The 20,339-nt window shown below is 46.0% G+C and carries 15 protein-coding genes; 8 read left to right on the top strand and 7 right to left on the bottom strand.

The genetic code is table 11. The features are described from left to right. Positions 1 to 18: 18 nt before the first annotated feature. The 6 genes from ACR8BL_RS28310 to leuC form a co-directional block, all read right to left on the bottom strand. Positions 19 to 2,757, bottom strand: coding sequence for an S-layer homology domain-containing protein (locus ACR8BL_RS28310; RefSeq protein ID WP_434750611.1), 2,739 nt, complete (start codon positions 2,755 to 2,757; stop codon positions 19 to 21). Between the two features lie 69 nt (positions 2,758 to 2,826). Continuing rightward, positions 2,827 to 3,507, bottom strand: coding sequence for a GerMN domain-containing protein (locus ACR8BL_RS28305; protein ID WP_434750610.1), 681 nt, complete (start codon positions 3,505 to 3,507; stop codon positions 2,827 to 2,829). 34 nt (positions 3,508 to 3,541) lie between these two features. Further along, entirely contained in the window at positions 3,542 to 4,951 is a 1,410-nt protein-coding gene (locus ACR8BL_RS28300) for an N-acetylmuramoyl-L-alanine amidase (protein WP_434750609.1), read from the bottom strand. Positions 4,952 to 5,210: 259 nt separating this feature from the next. After that, the gene (locus ACR8BL_RS28295; RefSeq protein WP_434750608.1) at positions 5,211 to 6,617 is read right to left on the bottom strand and encodes an N-acetylmuramoyl-L-alanine amidase; all 1,407 of its coding nucleotides are present in this window, start codon (positions 6,615 to 6,617) and stop codon (positions 5,211 to 5,213) included. A gap of 272 nt (positions 6,618 to 6,889) precedes the next feature. Next, positions 6,890 to 7,492: a 3-isopropylmalate dehydratase small subunit gene (leuD, locus tag ACR8BL_RS28290; RefSeq protein WP_434750607.1), complete on the bottom strand. Its 603-nt coding sequence runs from the start codon at positions 7,490 to 7,492 to the stop codon at positions 6,890 to 6,892. 31 nt (positions 7,493 to 7,523) lie between these two features. After that, positions 7,524 to 8,945: a 3-isopropylmalate dehydratase large subunit gene (gene leuC, locus ACR8BL_RS28285; RefSeq protein WP_434752955.1), complete on the bottom strand. Its 1,422-nt coding sequence runs from the start codon at positions 8,943 to 8,945 to the stop codon at positions 7,524 to 7,526. 368 nt (positions 8,946 to 9,313) lie between these two features. Here leuC and ACR8BL_RS28280 point away from each other — a divergent pair, with 368 nt between their 5' ends. Further along, positions 9,314 to 10,234 (top strand): LysR family transcriptional regulator, encoded by a 921-nt coding sequence (locus ACR8BL_RS28280; protein WP_434756500.1) that lies wholly within the window; start codon positions 9,314 to 9,316, stop codon positions 10,232 to 10,234. 708 nt (positions 10,235 to 10,942) lie between these two features. Here ACR8BL_RS28280 and ACR8BL_RS28275 read toward each other — a convergent pair. Then, on the bottom strand, positions 10,943 to 11,761 hold the full coding sequence (locus tag ACR8BL_RS28275; protein WP_434750605.1) for a carbon-nitrogen family hydrolase: 819 nt from the start codon (positions 11,759 to 11,761) through the stop codon (positions 10,943 to 10,945). A gap of 535 nt (positions 11,762 to 12,296) precedes the next feature. Here ACR8BL_RS28275 and ACR8BL_RS28270 point away from each other — a divergent pair. The 7 genes from ACR8BL_RS28270 to ACR8BL_RS28240 all read left to right on the top strand — a co-directional run bounded on the left by ACR8BL_RS28270 (position 12,297) and on the right by ACR8BL_RS28240 (position 20,337). After that, the gene (locus tag ACR8BL_RS28270) at positions 12,297 to 12,635 is read left to right on the top strand and encodes a hypothetical protein (protein ID WP_434750604.1); all 339 of its coding nucleotides are present in this window, start codon (positions 12,297 to 12,299) and stop codon (positions 12,633 to 12,635) included. A gap of 949 nt (positions 12,636 to 13,584) precedes the next feature. Beyond that, positions 13,585 to 14,793, top strand: a complete 1,209-nt coding sequence (locus tag ACR8BL_RS28265) for a pyridoxal phosphate-dependent aminotransferase (RefSeq protein WP_434750603.1) — start codon at positions 13,585 to 13,587, stop codon at positions 14,791 to 14,793. Between the two features lie 370 nt (positions 14,794 to 15,163). Further along, entirely contained in the window at positions 15,164 to 16,267 is a 1,104-nt protein-coding gene (proB, locus tag ACR8BL_RS28260; protein ID WP_434750602.1) for a glutamate 5-kinase, read from the top strand. A gap of 28 nt (positions 16,268 to 16,295) precedes the next feature. Next, positions 16,296 to 17,543 carry a glutamate-5-semialdehyde dehydrogenase gene (locus tag ACR8BL_RS28255; RefSeq protein WP_434750601.1) on the top strand — a complete coding sequence of 416 codons (1,248 nt, stop codon included), beginning with the start codon at positions 16,296 to 16,298 and terminating at the stop codon, positions 17,541 to 17,543. Positions 17,544 to 17,580: 37 nt separating this feature from the next. Beyond that, positions 17,581 to 18,447 (top strand): pyrroline-5-carboxylate reductase, encoded by an 867-nt coding sequence (proC, locus tag ACR8BL_RS28250; RefSeq protein WP_434750600.1) that lies wholly within the window; start codon positions 17,581 to 17,583, stop codon positions 18,445 to 18,447. Then, positions 18,440 to 19,663 (top strand): 2,3-diketo-5-methylthiopentyl-1-phosphate enolase, encoded by a 1,224-nt coding sequence (locus ACR8BL_RS28245; RefSeq protein ID WP_434750599.1) that lies wholly within the window; start codon positions 18,440 to 18,442, stop codon positions 19,661 to 19,663. Before proC ends, ACR8BL_RS28245 begins: the two co-directional genes overlap by 8 nt. Beyond that, the gene (locus ACR8BL_RS28240) at positions 19,660 to 20,337 is read left to right on the top strand and encodes a 2-hydroxy-3-keto-5-methylthiopentenyl-1-phosphate phosphatase (protein WP_434750598.1); all 678 of its coding nucleotides are present in this window, start codon (positions 19,660 to 19,662) and stop codon (positions 20,335 to 20,337) included. The genes ACR8BL_RS28245 and ACR8BL_RS28240 overlap by 4 nt, the downstream gene beginning before the upstream one ends. Positions 20,338 to 20,339 lie beyond the last annotated feature (2 nt).

Below are 20,339 nucleotides of genomic sequence, written 5' to 3'. Positions count from 1 at the left end.
ATCCTCGAAAAGAAACGATTACTGTTTTTGGATCTCCATAACCACATTGTTCAAGAGATACAATACAATATTATCATTATCTCTGAGAGATTGCACGCTTAAAGTGTTGTCACCCTGGTGAACAAATACGTTAGAGCCCAGTGCAAAACGATAGTTCATGTCTGATGTTGTCTCACGTTTAACCAAAATCTGGTTCCCTACTCCATCATAAGACCAGAACTGTTTGCTCATGACAGTAAGCACTCTGAAACGTGTGGAATTATCCGTATCTTTCGTCATTTCCACACGGTCACCGACCGTTAAGTTACTCAGAGAGGTTAATGTCGAACCGGATTTCATAACTTTAACCGGGCCGCTCACAGACACTTTATCTGTCGAACCGTTAAATTGTTTCAGTGTAACCGAAGTGGCATCAACTGCAGTAACTTCGGCCATCGTACGTTTGACCACTTGTACCGCCTTAGGTGTAGTTCCTTCGAATGTTACGTTGATCAAATTGCCTGACGTCAGCTGAGACGCCGTAATGGATTGACCATTATCTCCAGTTAGTACCGCTTGATCCACGTAGAACTGACTTGTCAGCAGATCCGATTTCACACGAACACGACCATTCGTCTCCATCGCAACGACTTCAAATTGAGCCACCGTTTTCAGAGCAATCTTTTGCACGACATCCTGGTTTGCACCGAGCGTAATCGTAACATTGTCACCAATCTTCAAATCAGACAGACTAGCCGATGATTTGTTGTACATTTCAACCGCTGGTGCCGTTGTGTAAGGAACAGTAACTGTCTGACTACCAGATAACAAGCTGATTTTTCGGTTTGTTGTATCGATGCTGCTGATTGTTCCCTCGTATTTATAAATCACCTTCACAGACAACGCACGAGTTCCAACATAAGTCAGATCCAGTTTGCGTCCGTCATTCAGCAAGGACTCCAGTCCTGCCAGTGTCGGCTTGGCTGCGTTATAATCCATTTTTGTTTTTTCATCAAGTGTAAATACATAAGGCTTTTTATTCGCATCCAACACAGTAAGCACTTTGGTTTTACTGTTGTAGGATACAACGGTCGCCCCGTTCAAAGGCTCCATTTGTCGTCCAATCACCTGAATACGTGTTACCTGATCATCACTGTTTAATGTAAGCTCAACCTTGTCACCATTGTTCGCGTCTGTAATCAGATCGTTCAACGTAGCATCCTGAATACCGTTAATGATCACTTCTGGCTTCTCGCTGAGCAATTTTGCTTCAAGAGAACCTCCATCACGCTTAAACGTCAGAGTCGATTGATTTCCTCCAATCTCCACCAGCGTGCCACGAACGGATTGTTCAACGCCCTGGCTCAACTCAATCGTTTGCAGAACACTGTCTTTAACCGTGTACTTCACAGTGCTGCCTGCTTTCAGGTCAGCCAGGGACAAAATACGGTTTTGATAACGAATGATCAGATTATCCGTATATGTATACTGCTCTGTTGCACCCGCAGTATTCACCAGCTTGATTGTTTTTCCGGAAGTACCCACTTCCGCAACCACACCACTGTCACTTTTGTTAACGATACCGGATTTAACCCGGATCACAACGGTTTTTTTGTCAGCCGAGAACGTCTCACGCTGTACTTCAATGGTGCTGTCCACTGTAATATCAGACAGTTTAATCGCTTTTCCATTCTGATCAATGAATGCAGTATTCTCATCATAAGCATATGTTTCATAGTTTTCGCCTACGAACAGGCCGATTTTATTACCTGATAATGAACGTGCAAACGTACCTTCAACGCTCTCCACTTGAGGTTTCGCATCAATAACCTCCACATAGGAAGCGCCAGCTGCTGAACCCACAATGAGAACTTTGGTATACAGCTTCACATCGGATGCAGATGCACGTGTTTCACTATCCTTGGTAAAGTATGGGGTACTGCTGTTCACTGCATAGTTAATGGCTTTGCCTTCAACAACCAGCGTGATCTGCCCATTCTTCAATCCGGTTACGTAACCCGCCACCGTATTCGGATACTTCGTATCTGTTAACGATTCACCGCGACTAAAGAACGTCGCAAGCTGCGCACGAGTTACGGAACCTGTTGGATTGAACTTATTATTTTCCAAACCTTTGGCCAGATCCAAACTAACAGCTAAATTTACATACCCTTTCGCACTGTCAGAGATATTTGCATTGTCTGCAAAACCTGTAGACTGGTTGTTTTGAGCCTTCGCTTCAGCATCTTTGTTCAGCGAGCGGATTAACAATTTGGTAATCCATTCGCGAGTTGCCGGCTTCGTGCCCCATGCTGTTTTGGACACATCTGTTGAAGCCTCTTCCGTTTTATCCACAAGACCCAGTTGAAGTGCAAGCGCGACATATGGCTTGAAATAGTTTCCCACTTCCATATTTGTCGGTAATGCCGCAGCCGTGTTCGTGTTCAACCGAGATTCCATATTCATAAAACGGATGGCCATCGTTATCGCTTCTTGCTGCGTTACCGCGTCCCCTGGACGGAACAGGCCATTATTACCGAGAAGAATGCCTTGATAAGCCAGCTTATATACATGTTTCTCAGCCCAGTATCCAGCCTTGATATCACTGAACAAACCTGTTGGTGCAGCCGTATTACTTACCCCTGCAGCCTGCCCCTGTCCTGTTACTGTTGAGTCTGCTGCCATAGCAGCTCCACCGGCGCTCAGGGCCATCATGCCTGCAAGCACGGCTGATACTACTTTTTTAGAGTGTGATGAATGGTTATATTTAAAAGTCACCTATGATTCCCCTCTCTCATGTAAAACGACCTTATCCGTGAGTCCACGGTAACACACTTGAAGCACAGATTAATTGGATCTTGTCATTGGATGCTCAAGATCCACATGTCCCATCAAACTTTCAGTTGATTTACCGTCTACCAGCAGATCAAGTGATTTCACTTCGTCAAACTGGAAAAAAGTTTGTTTCAGCGCATCTATTGCAAACGACTCACCGCCCGCACCAAGACGTGCCGTATCCGGCATATGAATGTCCAGTGTCAGTGCTCCATCCTTGAATTGAACCGATTTCAGTTCAATATCTTTGGACCACAGTGGGACGAGCTTTTCATCTTTGCTTTGCTGCAAGGACGCAAAAGCAGCCTTATATTTGTCATCTTCAGATGCAAATGTGATTTCGGCTGATGCTTTATGCAGTTCAAGCTCCTCCGGATCGGTATAGAACACTTCTATGGATTTCTTCTCCTTGCTATCCGATGTTGAAGGTTTATCCGTGGATGTTTCACCAGAAGAAGTTTTTCCCTCCGAGCTTCCGTTCGCCGAGTTGGATGGTGTTGTATTATCCTCGGAACCGGCAGTAGCAGGATCGGTAATCACCTGACCATCCACCTCTGTAACGCCGTTCCCTGTTTGTGTCTCTGATCCCGCACCTTGTGTCTGACTTGGAGCAGCTGTCGGTTTACTTCCACATCCAGCTGCTACAGCCATGACCGTTACCAGCAAAGCTGCGATCCATATTTTTTTGTTCATTCTAACTCAGCCTCCTCAGCATAAGGGTTGTCCCTTATTGAATTCCCAGATACTCCTTGATCCCAGCAACGATACCTTTGGCTACATTGTTCTGGAAATTTTCCGTAAACAGTACGGCCTCATCACTCTTGTTGCTGAGGAACCCTCCCTCTAACAGCACGGCAGGCATTGTTGTTTCACGGGTTACATGCAGACTAGCCATTTTCACACCGCGGTCTTTCAGTCCCGAAGACTTCAAGAGGTACTTATGCATCACATTAGCCAGTTCCTTGCTTGCCGAGCGGGAATAAAAGGTTTCTACTCCCGTTGCCGCAACAGGACCGCTATTCGCATGAATGGAGATAAAGATATCTGCATTTATTTTTTGTGCAACTTTCACACGTTCTTTAAGTGCAAGAAATGTATCGTTGCTGCGAGTTAATACCACATCGATTTTAGGTTCTTTTTTCAGTAGTGCCTCTACTTTCAATGCCATGGCAAGATTGAAGTCTTTTTCTCTTTTGCCCGAGACACCAATCGCACCAGGGTCCTGATCTCCATGTCCCGCATCGATGACTACAACCTTCTTGCCATTACCGCCAACGGGCGGAGCAGGTGTGCTACCTTGATTGTTTAGGTCAATGATGAGCAATCCTGAATCGTTCTGCACACTGTACCCCTTGGCACCTGTCAGATCAATAACAAACCGAATGGTAGAAGGACTGTTGCTATATAAGGAATAACGAATTTGAGACACATCTGGATAACCGCTAACAACGAGCTGACCATTTTGATTGCTATCCAGCGCCTGACCTTGACTAAACGAATCAGCAAAAGCCGTATTGGGTAGATCAATTACAATTCGATCCGGGCCGTTCATCGTAAATACGTTCGGCTTTGTGCTTCCACTTGTAGCAATCATGAAACGGTTGTCGCTAAAGCTGATGCCGTTCACTTGTACAAGACCTTCCTGACCCGATCCTCCACCATCGTTACCAGAGTTCGGAGGAGTAGTTGTCCCGTTTCCGGAACCTTCATTCTGGGTAACTAATGTTACCGTCTTCGTGGTGTTGTTCCAACCCACCTTAAGACCCATTTGCTCTCCGATGAACCGGAGTGGTACTAAAGTCGTACCATTTTTTACGAGGGGCGGGGCATCCAGGTCTACGTTACTGCCATTCACTGTTGCCGTCTTCTGTCCAACAATCATCTGCATGGCAGTGTTGTCTTTGCTAATCGTCACCGTTTGCGACCGCTGCTTCCAATCTACGGAATATCCCAGACTCTCGGAAACCACACGAATCGGTACCATCACCTTGCCATTGATGTTTTCCGCTTTTGTATCCGAAGGTTGTACGATCTCGTTCCCGTCTAGGATAATCTTCGTGTCTGCTGCTGCATGACTATAGCCCGGGAAAACGAACCCGAAGACAAATAACAGTACCAAAAAACCGAACTTCTTCATCCTTCACCCCTACCAATCTCATATTTTTTTGCCGCATGTTGTAGACTTGCAACTTTCACTTCACACTTGGGCATTACCAGACACCTATTAGACGCCTCCCAATCTCAAAAGTTGCGAATATATTCCAACATAACAGAAAAAAAACGTTGTCAGATCAAGCTTTTTTTACATGTTTATGTCTTATTTTTTCCTGATTTATCAAATATGCATCTTGAAACAACGGACTTCCCTAATCTGCATATTTACGAAAAACGCTGGTCTACAAGCTCAAATAATCTAAAATCCCGTCAACAATCGCCTGTGCACACTGATCCTGATAGGACGCTGTAAACATTAGAGCTTCATCTGTTGGATTACTCAAAAAACCTAATTCAAGCAGCACAGCCGGCATCGTTGTTTCACGAGTCACATGTAGACTCGCAACTTTAACGCCTCGATCCTTAAGTCCTGTGACAGGTAGTACGTGCTTATGAAGTGTCTCAGCAAAATTCTTGCTCTCTTTGCGTGTAAACAGTGTTTCTATTCCGTTGGGAACAGGAGTTGTAAATTTATTTCCATGAATGGACACAAACAGATCCGCCTGATTTAGCTTGGCTATATCTACACGTTGCTGCAAGGAGAGTTCCGTATCATCCTGACGTGTAATCACAGTCTGTATGTTGGCTTTCTGTTCCAAAAGAGCCTTCACTTTGAGCCCTACAGCCAGATTAAAATCTTTTTCGTAAGCCCCCGTCACACTGACCGCTCCGGACTGGCGTCCACCATGCCCAGGGTCAATTACAACCACCATTTTACCGTCATTCTCGGGTAAAGCTGGTTGACTGCCCGAAGTTCCATTCGCAGCCGAGAGGTCGACAAGTAAAACATTATTCTCTCCAAGTGACCAGTTCGCTGTTGCACTTTGAGTAAGATCCAGCACAATTCGCACCGTCGAAGGTGACTGGCTGAACATGGCAAAGCGAACTTTAGAAACCAGAGATGAATCCGTAACAACGAGTTGGCCGCTTCCATCCGGACTTGAAGCCTGTCCCTGCACAAAAGTCTGTGAGAAGGTTGTATTCGGCAGATCCACAATAATGCGCTCAGGCCCGCTGATACTGGACACTTTCGGACTGATGTTTCCATTCGTTGCTATGATCAAACGATCTCCACTGTAACTAATGCTTTGCAGTTCCGTCTGACCAACCGGGGCAGGAGTGACCACTGGATCGCTGTCAGGCTCCGTATCCACAACAGGTGGAATACTGAAGAGACTGACCGTTTTAGTACTATTGTCCCAGCCCACACGCAGCCCCATGCCCTCACCTACGAAACGCAGAGGGACTAAGGTCGTTCCTTGTTTAATCAGCGGAGGAGCATCCAGATTGACGACATTTCCATTAATCGTTGCTGCATCTTTCCCAGCCGTCATTTCAATGGAGCTATTGCCTCGCTGAACATGAACCGTTTGCGTTGCCTGTTCCCACTTCACATCGTAACCCAAATTTTCGGATACAATGCGAATCGGAACCATGACTGTTTTACCAGTATTCTCTGCCGGCGCTCCTGTCTTCTGATCAATGGTCACTCCGTCAAGCACAATAGAAGGGGTACGATCTGCATGAGCCATCAAAGGGAAAAGACAAAGGAACAGGAAAAAAACGACTGCTGCCGACCATTTCTTCATACGTCATCCACCATTCTTATTAAGTTATGAATTCTATATAATTGGGACTGTGTAAATAAATCGTTCAACTTATATAGATTTGTGTCCTGATTCGACACCTGTATCACGTTATGTACCCTTCCATAATCTACTATCCAGTCTATCAGATATTGTCTAGTGATCCGGTTACAACGTTGTCATATTTAGTCGGAAAATAAGATTAAAAAGACCTCCATTTAGCAAGGAACGTGAATATTCCTTTTCTAAATGGAGGTCTTGAATTGAGTCACTCTTTAGCCAAAAAGCTTAGCTGCATGACGTTCTTCATAAGCTGTGATCGCATCATCATGTTGAAGTGTCAGGCCGATATCATCCAACCCTTGCAACAGAAACTGACGACGGTGTTCATCCAGATCAAAATCGATATGCAATCCGTGTGCATCTGTAATCGTTTTGTTTTCCAGATTCACATTCATCTCATAGTTCTCATGGTTTGCTGTACGCTGGAACAGATCTTCCACCTGCTCTTCGGACAGTTTGATCGGCAAAATGCCGTTTTTGAAACAGTTATTATAGAAGATATCCGCAAAAGACGGTGCAATTACACAACGGAATCCATAATCCATAATAGCCCATGGTGCGTGCTCACGCGAGGAACCGCAGCCAAAGTTGGCACGAGAGATCATGATAGATGCCCCTTCGTAACGAGGTTTGTTCATCTCAAAGGAAGGATTGTTGTTCCCCTCTTCATCAAAACGCCATTCATAGAACAAGAACTGTCCAAATCCGGTGCGTTCGATCCGTTTCAAAAATTGTTTAGGAATAATTGCGTCTGTATCTACATTGACCCGGTCAACCGGTGCAACGATGCCTTGCAGTGTTTTAAATGCTTCCATATGTTCCATTCTCCCTTCTGGCAATTATCGATTAGATAGCCGCTTCTGTTTTGAAATTCCAGTCACGTACGTCTACAAAATGTCCTTTAACCGCTGCCGCTGCCGCCATTGCTGGTGACACCAGATGCGTACGCCCTCCGCGTCCTTGACGTCCTTCAAAGTTACGGTTGGAAGTAGATGCACAACGTTGTCCTGGCTTCAGTACGTCCGGATTCATCGCAAGGCACATACTGCATCCTGCATCACGCCATTCAAAACCAGCTTCAGTGAAAATTTTATCCAAACCTTCTTCTTCTGCCTGGATTTTAACACGTCCAGAGCCTGGTACAACAATAGCAGTTACATTACTGGAAACGGTGTGCCCTTGGGCCACTTTTGCCGCTGCACGCAGATCTTCAATCCGTCCATTCGTACAAGAACCGATAAATACATAATCAATCGGAATCTCTGCAATCGGTGTTCCGGGTGCAAGGCCCATATATTCAAGCGCTTTTTCAGCCGCTTTACGCTCATTTTCTGTAGGCAGTTCTGCTGGAACAGGAACTTTGGAAGAAATATCGGTTCCCATACCAGGGCTAGTACCCCAGGTTACTTGTGGGATCAGTGATTCCACATCAATTTCAACGATATGGTCAAACTCGGCACCTTCATCCGTCACAAGCTCTTTCCACGCTGCAACAGCTTCATCAAACTTTGCACCTGTAGGAACATACTCGCGTCCACGCAGATATTCAAACGTTGTTTCATCCGGAGCGATCAGTCCTGCTCTTGCTCCACCTTCAATAGACATGTTACATACAGTCATACGCTCTTCCATGCTCAGTTCACGGATGGACTCACCTGTGTACTCGATAACATAACCTGTGGCAAAGTCCGTACCATATTTGGCAATAACCGCAAGGATCATATCTTTCGCTGTTACACCCGGGTTACGTTTGCCGACAAATCGAACTTCCATCGTTTTTGCTTTCGCTTGTTGCAAACATTGTGTTGCCATAACGTGTTCCACTTCACTTGTTCCGATACCAAAAGCAAGTGCACCAAAAGCGCCGTGTGTGGACGTGTGGCTGTCGCCACATACAATCGTTTTACCTGGATGAGTCAGACCCAGCTCAGGCCCCATAACGTGAACTACACCCTGGTCAATCGTATCCAGATCGTACAGTTTCACACCAAAATCACGGCAGTTCTGAGACAGGGTATCAATCTGCTGTTTGGAGATCGGATCTGTAATGTTAAAACGATCCTTCGTTGGCACGTTGTGATCCATCGTTGCAAATGTCAGCTCTGGACGGCGAACTTGGCGTCCGCTCAGACGAAGGCCTTCAAATGCTTGTGGAGAAGTTACTTCGTGCACCAGGTGCAGGTCAATATACAGGATGCTTGGTTTTCCTTCTTCCTGATGAATTACGTGGTTTTCCCAGATTTTCTCAAACATCGTCTTTTTACTCATCATTTTCACCTCATCATAAGTTCGATCCTTGGAAGAGCCTCGTGTATCTTCGGTAAAAGTGAAGCTCTTGAATGACATAAATATATCATCCTGTCCTTCATTGTTCCAAGATATAATATCTATAGATGTTATAGGTTTAACCTATAATGAGAGTGACGACAATAAGCCACTGCAGTAAACAGCGGTTTCAATTGATAACAATTATCATTATCACATAAAGCTAATACTACTTGCCTGTCCTGCCTCTGTCAATGCTTTAATTTTTACTTATTGGAGTCTATTCATGGGTTCCTTCCCTGCGGTGAATAACGAATCTTTCTGTTTTAGTGTTATAATAACGGCATCAATGAAAGGAATGACATAGGACTATGGAATTCAGACAACTTCAATATACACTGCAGATTGCAGCGGAACGAAACTTCTCAAGAGCCGCGGAGAAATTGCATATCGCTCAGCCTTCTCTGAGCCAACAGCTGTCGAAGCTTGAAAAGGAGCTAGGCGTTTTATTATTTCAACGTAATACCAGCACAGTTGAACTGACCCACGCGGGAGTTACTTTTGTAGAGCAGGCCCAGAAGATTGTTGATGCCGTTGAACTGCTGCGTCAGGAAATGTCAGATATCTCACAACTTCGGAAAGGTAAGGTCGTTGTGGGCAGCATGCCAATTACCGGTTCTCATCTGCTGCCGCATGTCCTTCCGGCCTTTCAAGAAGCATACCCCGATATAGAAGTAACTTTACTGGAAGACTCCGGGATTACACTTGAAAAACTAACTGCTAGCGGCAAAGCTGATCTCAGCCTGCTCTCCCTGCCTTTGCAGGAGCCCAGTTTATCTTACGTTACGATTGGCGAGGAACGCATTGATCTTGCCGTACCGCCAAACCACCCCCTGGCTCATCGGGGAACCCCTGGCCATCTGCAACCTGTGCGAATCGATGAACTTCGGAACGAACCCTTTGTTGTACTAAAAAAAGGACAGGGCTTCCGCAAGCTGACCTTTGACCTCTGTGAACAAGCCGGTTTTGACCCGCAGGTCGTTTTTGAGAGCACCAACATTGAAACGGTACAATCGCTTGTGGCAACAGGTATGGGTATCACCCTGGTTCCTCGTTTTATCGCCCGTGCACCGCGCAGTGAATTCGTGCCTGTGTATGTTCCGCTTGCTGAGCCAACCCCAAGCCGCACTCTTGTTGTAGCTTACCGCCAAGGTCGAGTGCTGTCGAAAGCAGCTGAAGCCTTCATCAAGACTTTTCAACAAACGGTTGCAGCACTGTCTAAGTCAGATTAACTCAGCGTTTAGACCCTTAACATACTGTCCGAAAGCCAATACATCGGAAATCTATCTCTTTCATATAAAACAGATCACCCATTATCGCCAAAAAAGCTGTCCAAGTCGCATCACGACTACAGGACAGCTTTTCATATTTACAGGCCAGCCAAAACGGCTGACCTGTAAAGCAATACAGCATATTTTGTTACAGTACAATGTTGATTGTTCATGTTTTGAATTATAGTAAGGAACACTCACTATTCATCCAATACACCTTTATTTTACTGTCATGCTGATTAAAATGTTGGGCTTACTTATTACATATATACTTATAACCTTTATTTATCCTGTTTCACATCATCTGGTTCGTAACCTTCGACTCATCTGCACTAGCTTGAATCCGGAATTCTGTAAACCTTACCTTTGCAGATTCCGATCACTTATCAGCCTGTTCTGTTGATCCATGGTACGGCTGCTATCATCTTGCGAAGGTTCTGGGGGTGATAAGCCTCCTGTACCATTCTCTAAGAATGCTCTTAAGTGATCTACCCTTCTGTTGCCTTGTTCCAGTCTCCTGAGCGTGTCTTTCACATGGTTGTCCATTGATTGATCATCCTCCTTGGTGACGGGATACTTAATATTACCCGCCTCCTGGAACGGTAAACAGCATATTCAAAGTTTTCAGATCAAAAAGTGGCTGGCAGAGTAACGTTTGTGGTTTCCAAATTATTTGCCGCTAAAATAAATGCTTGGTCTGCGATCCTCAAACACCGGGATACGTCCCCGGACTTCATCAACCAAGGAAGGGCGGATGACTCCAGATACAATTTCCTCTCCTTCGCCGCCTTCGGCTACAATCTCTCCCCATGGGTCGATGATCAAAGAGTGACCAAAAAATTCAGTATCTCCCCCTTTGCCGACGCGGTTACAGGCAATAACATACATCTGGTTTTCAATAGCTCTGGCGGTTAACAAGGTACGCCAGTGATGCAGACGGGGATTCGGCCATTCGGCAGGTACGATTAGTGCACGTGCACCATTCAGAGCAAGAGTTCTGGCTAATTCAGGAAATCGAATATCATAACAGATCGATGCTCCCGCGGTCAGACCGTTACCTAGTTCAAACATTTCGGGTTGTGCACCAGGCTCCAAATACTTCTCTTCATCCATCAACCGGAACAAGTGAAGTTTATCGTAACGTGATACTTCTGTTCCTTCCTGATTATAGACATACATGGTATTGTAAATCTGCCCGTCACGCTTTTCGGCAATGGAGCCGCCAACGACCGAGATGTGATGTTTTTTCGCAAAAGCAGACAACCATTCCCTTGAGATTTGACCTTCCGGCTCAGCAAGTTCATGAATTTGCGGCAAAGCATATCCTGTATTCCACATTTCAGGAAGCACAACCAGTTGTACATCCGGATATTGCTCCACTGCGCGTTCCAGCAGCATCTGCATATGTTGATGGTTAGCTTCTGGATCCCCCAGCTTAATATCCCCTTGAATCAAAACAACCCGCATTTCTCCTTGTTGTTCAGTCATGACCCAACACTCCTCCGAACCGTAATACTTGATATCATAGCTTGATCCCTGGAAAAATCGCAACCCGTATTAGACCAAATGAGCATATAACCGTTCAAGCAATATCTAAGCCGGGTGGTCACACATCTGTGCATCACCTGAATTCTAGACCAGTTTCTCTAAAGGATACACACATTTCTGTTCCAAAGCCTTAAGAGCTCTCCACTCTGGACTTTGCATCAACTTCTCTGTGGCCTGTCGTGGAACTGGCTCCTGAGGCAGCATGAGGAAAAGATGGTCTCCAGCTTGGGAATTGTAAGCGAGAGTAGAAACAATGCACGATAATTACTGCTACTGATGCTTTCTTCGCTATTCATTTTTAAATTTCAGGGCGCAAACAATTCTACTAACTCTCTGCTCACAGACTACTACTCCTATGCAGCATCAAATTTATATTACATTTTAAATAAAATGTAATATAATCCTTTTATTTACAAATATACGTTATTGATCTATACTAAAATTGTAACCAAATAATAGAAAAGGAGTACTTAATATGAAAAGGAAAATGTTAATCGGATTGTTAACTGTTGCTGCATGTTTTTCTGTTGGATCAACGTCGTTTGCTTCAGACAACTCAACAACGAGTCAAGCTGCACCTTCTCCTTCACCAGTGATACAACCCTATCAGGATTTTTCAGCAGTTATTAATTTAAACGTTGGTCAACGCACTTGGGCCACTGGCTATTCATTTCAGATCATCACTACCGATGGGAGCGTTATCATTGAGCCATATAACGAATATTCATTTTATGCTCTCAGACCAGGGGTTACCGTTATAAGAGCTGATTTTGGTAATGGAAATTGGATGTACTATTCAGTAGTCGTAAAATAATTTAATTCGTACTAATCAAAAATAGAGTACCTTAATCACCAATAATGGTAATATCCCCTCAAGTAGGCAAAAAAAGAGATTTTATTAAGCGGCGACTTTTTTTCCCGAAAATCAATCGTGGGAGAGGTCGCCCAGTTTGTTTTGGAAACGTTCCATGTTGTAGAACGAATCGGTCTTTAAGTGGGAGAAGAACGGCTCCACACCGGGAATGGCTTCCTGTAAGCCTCTTTCAAGTAACTTGGCATAGGCTGTCTTGTATACTGAAATCCTTGGTCCGAGTGGAGCAAGGCAAGTCCACATTTCAGTTTCTTTACTGTGTCCGTAACGAGTTTTAAGTCATTTCACTCAGAGAATTCCCGATTTAGGACAATCTCGGCAAACCCCATCCCCTCGTCCAATAACTTCTGGATTCCCGGTAACTTCTCCATACTAGATTACACCTTTGAGGGGTGACATGCACGGTCAAGGTATGACCTGTCCAATCCTTAAACTGCCTTGTCTGTCCTTCGTTATCTTAATCCACCGAAGTCTGGTTTCATGTTTCGGTATCTTTGCCTGACTGGTTAGCCGACGCAATGGTCTAATTTCCCTATGCTACTTCCCGTGTTGGTGTCTGGTTTCCGCATGAAAGTAAAAGTAAGGATAACGCTTTAAATGTAAATAAAACAGCCGTATTTCTGAATTTGTTTTGGGATTTGTTTTGGAACTTGCTTGCATCTCTATTTCTCCCTCTATTTGATGTGTTCCTGATTTCTGAATATAAATGATAGTTATTATCATTATGTATAAACTGTGTTTTTCCCGATCTCAATGGACAAACTTGAATTTTCAAATTTACTTTTCTACAAATGTTTTATCTTACTTCTATCTCCCTCTATACAGCTCGGGATTGACGTGATAAATTAATGAGAACGTTTTGCCATAAATGAACATCCGGAGTGATGATACGATGACTAATTTTGAAAATAGACCTTCTTCTTCTGCGTTTCCAATCCCGTCTGCAAATGTCATGTCACAGCTACCAACGCAATTTTTTGCGACCCTGGTACAGAATGTTAACCGTGAGATTGCAAGCGGTCATGATGTGATCAATCTGGGGCAAGGTAATCCTGACACCCCTACACCGCCGCATATTGTTCAATCCTTACAACAGTCAGCTGAGAATCCGCTATATCATAAATACTCTCCGTTTCGCGGTCATCCCTTTCTGAAGGAAGCCGTCGCCAAGCGTTACAAAGAAGATTACAATGTCGATCTGGATCCTGAGACAGAGGTCGCTATTCTCTTTGGCGGCAAAACCGGGCTTGTGCAATTACCACAGGTTTTATTGAATCCGGGGGACGTGTGTCTTGTGCCAGATCCAGGATATCCTGACTATTGGTCTGGCGTGGCTCTCGCGCAGGCGCGAATGAGCTTCATGCCTTTACTGGCATCTAACGCATTTCTACCCGATTATGAAGCGATCTCCGCCGAAGATCGGCAACAGGCCAAGCTCATGTTCCTCAATTATCCTAACAATCCAACCTCGGCAACCGCTCCGTTGTCCTTTTATGAGGACACTGTAGAATTTGCAATTCAAAATCAAATTGTCGTTGCGAGTGATTTTGCATATGGCGCAATTGGATATGACGGGCATCGTCCAGTCAGCTTTTTGCAAGCTCCAGGAGCCAAAGAAGTCGGCATTGAGTTCTATACACTATCCAAAACGTATAACATGGCTGGATGGCGCGTCGGATTCGCGCTGGGCAATGCAGAGATCATCTCCAAAATCAACTTGCTGCAGGATCATATTTATGTCAGCCTGTTTGGCGGTATCCAGGCTGCCGCAGCAGAAGCTTTAACCGGCCCCCAGGACTGTGTCTCTTCGCTGGTTGCAAGATATGAATCCCGTCGTGATGCGTTTTATGAGGCACTTTCCACCATCGGTTGGCAAGCAACCAAACCGGAAGGTTCATTTTTTGGATGGCTACCTGTGCCTACCGGTTATACTTCCACAACCCTGACTGAAATTCTGCTGCGTGAAGCGAAGGTTGCTGTCGCGCCAGGTATCGGATTTGGCTCCCATGGGGAAGGTTATGTACGTATAGGTCTTCTAAGTGACGAACACCGACTATGTGAAGCTGCAGAGCGAATAGCCAAGCTTCATCTCTTCAAGTAAGTTTCAACTTAACACATGGCTACAATCCCTTTGCATATGCCAACTTTCCATGGTATGTTATAAGAAATAGTGAACGAAACGTGATGACGGGACCAGTAAGAGAGAACAAGCCGCGTACAGAGAGTAAATTCCATCTGGCTGTAAGGATTTACCGCGGCTTCTCTACGAAACCTACCCCTGAGCGGCCTGTTACGCACAGGACAGTGCCTTCTGTTACAGGGCATGAAGCCGGATGATCTGATCATCAATAAAGGTGGTACCGCGGAAGTAACGAACTTTCGTCCTTTTTAACCAAAGGACGAAAGTTTTTTTTGTACCTGAACAGGCTGCTTTGCAATCACTGATTAATTATGTTTAAGGAAGTGAAATCATGACTTCACGTATTGTCGTTAAAATCGGAAGCAGCTCATTAACTACCGAGGAAGGCGGCCTGGATCGCCAGGCGATAACCTTTTATGCAGATGAAATTGCCTCTCTTGCGGCGCAGGGCCACGAAGTTTTGCTCGTCACCTCTGGTGCAGTTGCTGCCGGATTTCGAGAGATCGGGTACCCTCAGCGTCCCAAATTGTTACATGAGAAACAAGCAGCTGCTGCTGTTGGGCAGGCTTTGCTGATGCAGGCATATCAACAGGCTTTTGCGGCGCACCGCGTTACTACGGCGCAAATTTTACTAACACGTACCGACTTCCACAGCCGCAAACGCATGGGTAATGCCGGTATGACCGTTGAAGAACTGTTGAAACAGCGTGTCATTCCGATTTTCAACGAAAATGATACGGTATCTGTCGACGAATTAAAATTCGGCGATAACGATCTGTTGTCTGCGCTGGTTGCCAATCTGGTCAAGGCACAACACCTTATTATTCTCACAGATACCAACGGATTGTACACCGCAGATCCACGTAAAGATCCGGCGGCCAAACGCTATGATCGTATCCCTGAAATTACTGCTGAAATATACGCTTATGCTGGCGGTTCAGGATCAGCTGTAGGTACAGGCGGTATGCGTTCCAAGGTGGATGCAGCCAAAGTTGCTACCCGCGGTGGGGTTCCTGTTTTTGTAGGAAGTGTGAAAGAGTCAGGAGATATGCAACTAGCCGTCGATGGAACGGGCAAAGGGACTTATTTTGAGACCAAGCTGGCTTCACTCTCTCGCAAAAAACAGTGGCTTGGCTTCATGTCCACTCCGCTTGGAACCGTTGTTGTTGATCATGGTGCCGAAGAAGCACTGGTTCACGGCGGGCACAGTTTGCTTCCCGTCGGCGTGAAACGTGTTCTGGGAACATTCCATGCCGGAGACGTTGTCGAAGTGCTTGGCCCGGATGAATCACTGTTAGGACGCGGGATCGTCAATTACGATGATGACCAGCTCCGTCAGATTGCCGGACTACCAAGCGGTGAGGTCATGAAACAGCTGAACAGCATCCATAGACTTGAAGTCATTCATCGCGATGAATGGATTACGCTAAAATAAAGACTTAATTTAAGAGGAGGATTTGAAGATGAGTGAAGTCCGAGAAAAAGCAAGCAAAGCCAAATCTGTCGTCACCGAACTGAACCGACTAACTACGGAACAGAAAAATACTGCACTTCGCGTCATGGCTGACGCATTGATTGCATCGTCCGATGTCATTATTTCTGCCAATACGGAAGATCTGGATCGCGGAAGGGAACAAGGCACTCCTGAATCCATGCTGGACCGACTGGCACTGAACAAGGAGCGGATCACAGGCATAGCTGAAGGATTGCGTCAGATTGCAGAACTACCCGATCCAGTTGGTGAAGTGCTGGAAACTTTTACACGTCCGAATGGCCTGCACATCGAAAAATCAAGAGTTCCAATCGGCCTGATTGGCATTATCTATGAAGCGCGCCCCAACGTAACGGTTGACGCAGCGGGTTTATGTCTCAAAACAGGAAACGCAGTGCTCCTGCGTGGTGGCTCTTCTGCCCTCTCCTCCAATCGAAAAATAGTTGAAGTGCTGCATCAAGCGCTGGCAACAACGGCCATGCCTGCTGATGCACTGCAGCTGGTAGAAGACGCAGACCGTGCTTCCGTTGACGAAATGCTCAAGTTAAATGGCCTGCTGGATGTCATCATACCACGCGGCGGCGCCTCTCTCATTCGCACTGTCGTTGCTAATGCAACTGTACCTGTCATTGAGACTGGCGCTGGCATCTGTCATACCTATGTAGATGAATCAGCGGATGAAATCATGGCAACAGATATTGCAATCAATGCCAAGGCACAACGTCCATCCGTATGTAACTCTATGGAAACTTTGCTGCTGCATGCGAATTATGCAGAAAAACATCTGCCATCTCTGGCTGAGCGTTTTCGCGAAGCGAATGTTCTGCTTAAAGGCTGCGAAACCGTTCGTCGCCTTGTTCCGACGTCACTTGAAGCCACAGAAGAAGATTACGCAACAGAGTATAACGATTATATTTTGAACATTCGCGTTGTAGAAAATCTGGATGAAGCATTGCAGCATATTGCACACTATGGAACGAAACACTCTGAATGTATCGTAACTCGCGATACGGCACATGCAGAACGCTTCATGCATGAAGTCGATGCAGCGGCTGTCTATCATAATGCTTCCACTCGTTTCACGGACGGATTCGAATTTGGATACGGTGCCGAGATTGGAATCAGCACACAGAAGTTGCATGCACGAGGCCCGATGGGCCTTCCTGCTCTGACGTCAAGTAAATACCGGGTTACCGGCAATGGTCAGATTCGCCAATAAGTTTTGAGCAACCAGTTATATAGGAGGAACGATATACATGAGCCAAGAGCAACAGACACTATTACAACAGAAGATTACTTTCCACGGAGCAGGCGCGATGGCTGAAGCCATCGTGCGTGGACTCATATCCCGTCTTGTCGTTCGTCCTCAGGATATTACCATGCTGAATCGCAGCAACCTGAAACGTCAGGAGGAACTGGGCACCCGTTATGCCGTGCATACCGGAACGGCCTCGCAATCGCTGGATCTTCTTGCCTCCTCCCCCGTGATTGTACTGTGTATGAAACCCAAAGATGCCACTGCAGCACTGCGTGAACTAGGCCCCTTGTTGTCCCCGGATCAACTGATCGTATCCGTCATTGCTGGCCTGTCAATCCGTACGATGCAGACCCTGCTCGGCCGCAAACAGCCTATTGCCAGAACCATGCCTAACACCTCGAGTACAATTGGACTTGGTGCAACGGGAATTGCTTTCTCTGCGGAGATTACAGATGAACAACGTAGCACAGTCATGAGCCTATTCGAAGCCGTGGGAATCGTTACCATTGTGCCTGAAGACAAACTCGAAGTACTTACCGGCATTTCTGGAAGTGGACCTGCCTATGTATATTATCTAATGGAGGCTATGATTGCAGCCGGAATCCGCGGCGGCTTGTCCGGTCAACAGTCTCGTGATCTAACGGTCCAGACCGTGCTCGGTGCAGCACGGATGGTGCAGCAGACCGGTTTGGAACCGATGAAACTGCGTAGTGACGTAACTTCACCGGGGGGAGCCACTCAGGCAGCCCTGAAAACACTGGATGAAGGAGATTTCTTTGAAAATGTCATTGCAGCAGTAAATCGCTGCGCAGAGCGATCACGCGAGATGGGAGCTGCGTTGGGAGGAGATTTAAAACATGAATAACATGTGTACTGCCACATATCGTCTGCATGATGATCATGCCGATTTTCACAAGAAAGCCCAATCTATTGCCATCGGAATGACCGTCGGCAGTTGGACTGAACTACCTCAGGCTCAGCGTGAAGCCATGCAAAAGCATCTAGGTGAAGTCATCAAGGTCGAGGTTCATGAGTCAGAAGGCTTAGCACCTGGAGAGCGTTATGCAGATATCACGATTGGATATCCAGATATCAATTTTAGCCAAGATATCCCTGCCCTGCTTGTTACCGTTTTTGGTAAAATCTCGATGGATGGGCGCATTAAACTGAACCATCTCGGATTTTCAGATGGCTTCCTGCGCGCTTTCCCTGGACCAAAGTTCGGACTAAACGGTGTGCGGGATCTGCTTGGTGTACATGATCGCCCTTTACTGATGAGTATCTTCAAATCCGTTATCGGTCTCAATGCTGAAGAATTGCGGGAACAATTTATCCGTCAAGCTCTTGGCGGTGTTGATCTGATCAAGGATGATGAAATCCTGTTTGAGAACAAGCTGACACCCATTGAAAAAAGAGTAGAGGTCTGTATGAAGGCTGCCGAACAGGCACGCCAAGAAACAGGTAAAAACCTTCTGTACGCTACCAATTTGACAGGACCTACTTCTCGTTTGAAGCAGCAGGCTGAACGTGCCATCGGCGCAGGAGCCAATGCTCTGCTCTTCAATGTACTATCCTACGGTTATGATGTACTTCACGAACTAAGCAGTGATCCGGATATTAACGTGCCAATCATGGCTCACCCTGCTCTTGCCGGTGCCTTGTATCCATCGCCGCATTACGGTATTTCTGCGTCCGTCGTATTAGGACAGTTAATGCGCCTTGCCGGTGCTGACCTTGTGCTCTTCCCTTCACCATATGGTTCCGTCACAATGCCAAAGGAAGAAAATATGGCGATCACCGAGCAATTGTTGACGCCGGATCTGCCGGTGAGAACAAGTATGCCAGTACCATCAGCGGGTATTCATCCAGGACTCGTTCCGATGATTCTGAGAGACTTCGGCAAGGATGTGATCGTCAATGCCGGGGGCGGAATACACGGACATCCGATGGGAACTGAAGCAGGTGGACGAGCGTTCCTGCAAGCAATCGAAGCTGCTGGACGCTCCGTTTCACTCGCACAGTATGCTGCCGACCACCCGGAGCTGAAAAGCGCACTGGATCTGTGGGGTGGTGAACGATGAGAAGTGATAAAAAAACAGCGATTTTCTGTGATTTTGACGGAACGATAACGCTCTCAGACAACATTGTTGCCATTATGAAACATTTCAAACCAGAAGGCATTGATGCCATCATGAAAGACACCATTGAACAAAAAATCTCTCTGCGTGAAGGTGTTGGAGCCATGTTTGCTCTCCTGCCCTCATCGCAAAAAGACGAGATTATCGAATTTGTTCTTGGACAAGCAGGGATTCGCGAAGGATTCCAATCGTTTCTGGAGTATGTCCGCAGCGAAGGCATTGAATTCAATGTAACCAGCGGTGGCATGGACTTTTTCATCGAGCCGTTACTTGCCCCCTTCGACATTCCGCAGGATCATGTGTACTGTAACGGTGCAGATTTCTCCGGTGAATATATTCGCATTGAATGGCCGCATCCTTGCCAGCCCCCTTGCAACAATGGCTGCGGGATGTGCAAAACGTCCGTGATCCGCACGTTCCCGGAAGAACAGTACAACCGGATCCTGATCGGAGACAGCCTGACGGACTTTGAAGGAGCCAAAATTGCAGATCTCGTCTACTCCCGCTCCATCCTGACGGATAAATGTGTGGAACTTGGTGTAGATCATGTGCCTTTCACAACCTTTTACGACATCATCGAAGATATGAAGCAGAAGCAATTACAAGGAGTGCTGTAGAA

It is taken from the genome of Paenibacillus amylolyticus, from assembly GCF_051136285.1.
In the GTDB taxonomy this organism is placed as follows: Bacteria; Bacillota; Bacilli; order Paenibacillales; family Paenibacillaceae; genus Paenibacillus; species Paenibacillus amylolyticus_F.
The sequence above is the reverse complement of the archived record's forward strand: the minus strand, read 5'-3'. Positions and strand labels throughout refer to the sequence as shown.

Excerpts from the sequence above, each read along its gene's own strand:
- ACR8BL_RS28265 (WP_434750603.1), top strand. The coding sequence starts at position 13,585 with ATGACTAATTTTGAAAATAGACCTTCTTCTTCTGCGTTTCCAATCCCG.
- ACR8BL_RS28300 (WP_434750609.1), bottom strand. The coding sequence starts at position 4,951 with ATGAAGAAGTTCGGTTTTTTGGTACTGTTATTTGTCTTCGGGTTCGTT.
- proC (WP_434750600.1), top strand. The coding sequence starts at position 17,581 with ATGAGCCAAGAGCAACAGACACTATTACAACAGAAGATTACTTTCCAC.
- ACR8BL_RS28275 (WP_434750605.1), bottom strand. The coding sequence starts at position 11,761 with ATGACTGAACAACAAGGAGAAATGCGGGTTGTTTTGATTCAAGGGGAT.
- ACR8BL_RS28240 (WP_434750598.1), top strand. The coding sequence starts at position 19,660 with ATGAGAAGTGATAAAAAAACAGCGATTTTCTGTGATTTTGACGGAACG.
- leuD (WP_434750607.1), bottom strand. The coding sequence starts at position 7,492 with ATGGAAGCATTTAAAACACTGCAAGGCATCGTTGCACCGGTTGACCGG.
- ACR8BL_RS28305 (WP_434750610.1), bottom strand. The coding sequence starts at position 3,507 with ATGAACAAAAAAATATGGATCGCAGCTTTGCTGGTAACGGTCATGGCT.
- ACR8BL_RS28245 (WP_434750599.1), top strand. The coding sequence starts at position 18,440 with ATGAATAACATGTGTACTGCCACATATCGTCTGCATGATGATCATGCC.
- ACR8BL_RS28295 (WP_434750608.1), bottom strand. The coding sequence starts at position 6,617 with ATGAAGAAATGGTCGGCAGCAGTCGTTTTTTTCCTGTTCCTTTGTCTT.
- proB (WP_434750602.1), top strand. The coding sequence starts at position 15,164 with ATGACTTCACGTATTGTCGTTAAAATCGGAAGCAGCTCATTAACTACC.
- ACR8BL_RS28270 (WP_434750604.1), top strand. The coding sequence starts at position 12,297 with ATGAAAAGGAAAATGTTAATCGGATTGTTAACTGTTGCTGCATGTTTT.
- leuC (WP_434752955.1), bottom strand. The coding sequence starts at position 8,945 with ATGAGTAAAAAGACGATGTTTGAGAAAATCTGGGAAAACCACGTAATT.
- ACR8BL_RS28255 (WP_434750601.1), top strand. The coding sequence starts at position 16,296 with ATGAGTGAAGTCCGAGAAAAAGCAAGCAAAGCCAAATCTGTCGTCACC.
- ACR8BL_RS28280 (WP_434756500.1), top strand. The coding sequence starts at position 9,314 with ATGGAATTCAGACAACTTCAATATACACTGCAGATTGCAGCGGAACGA.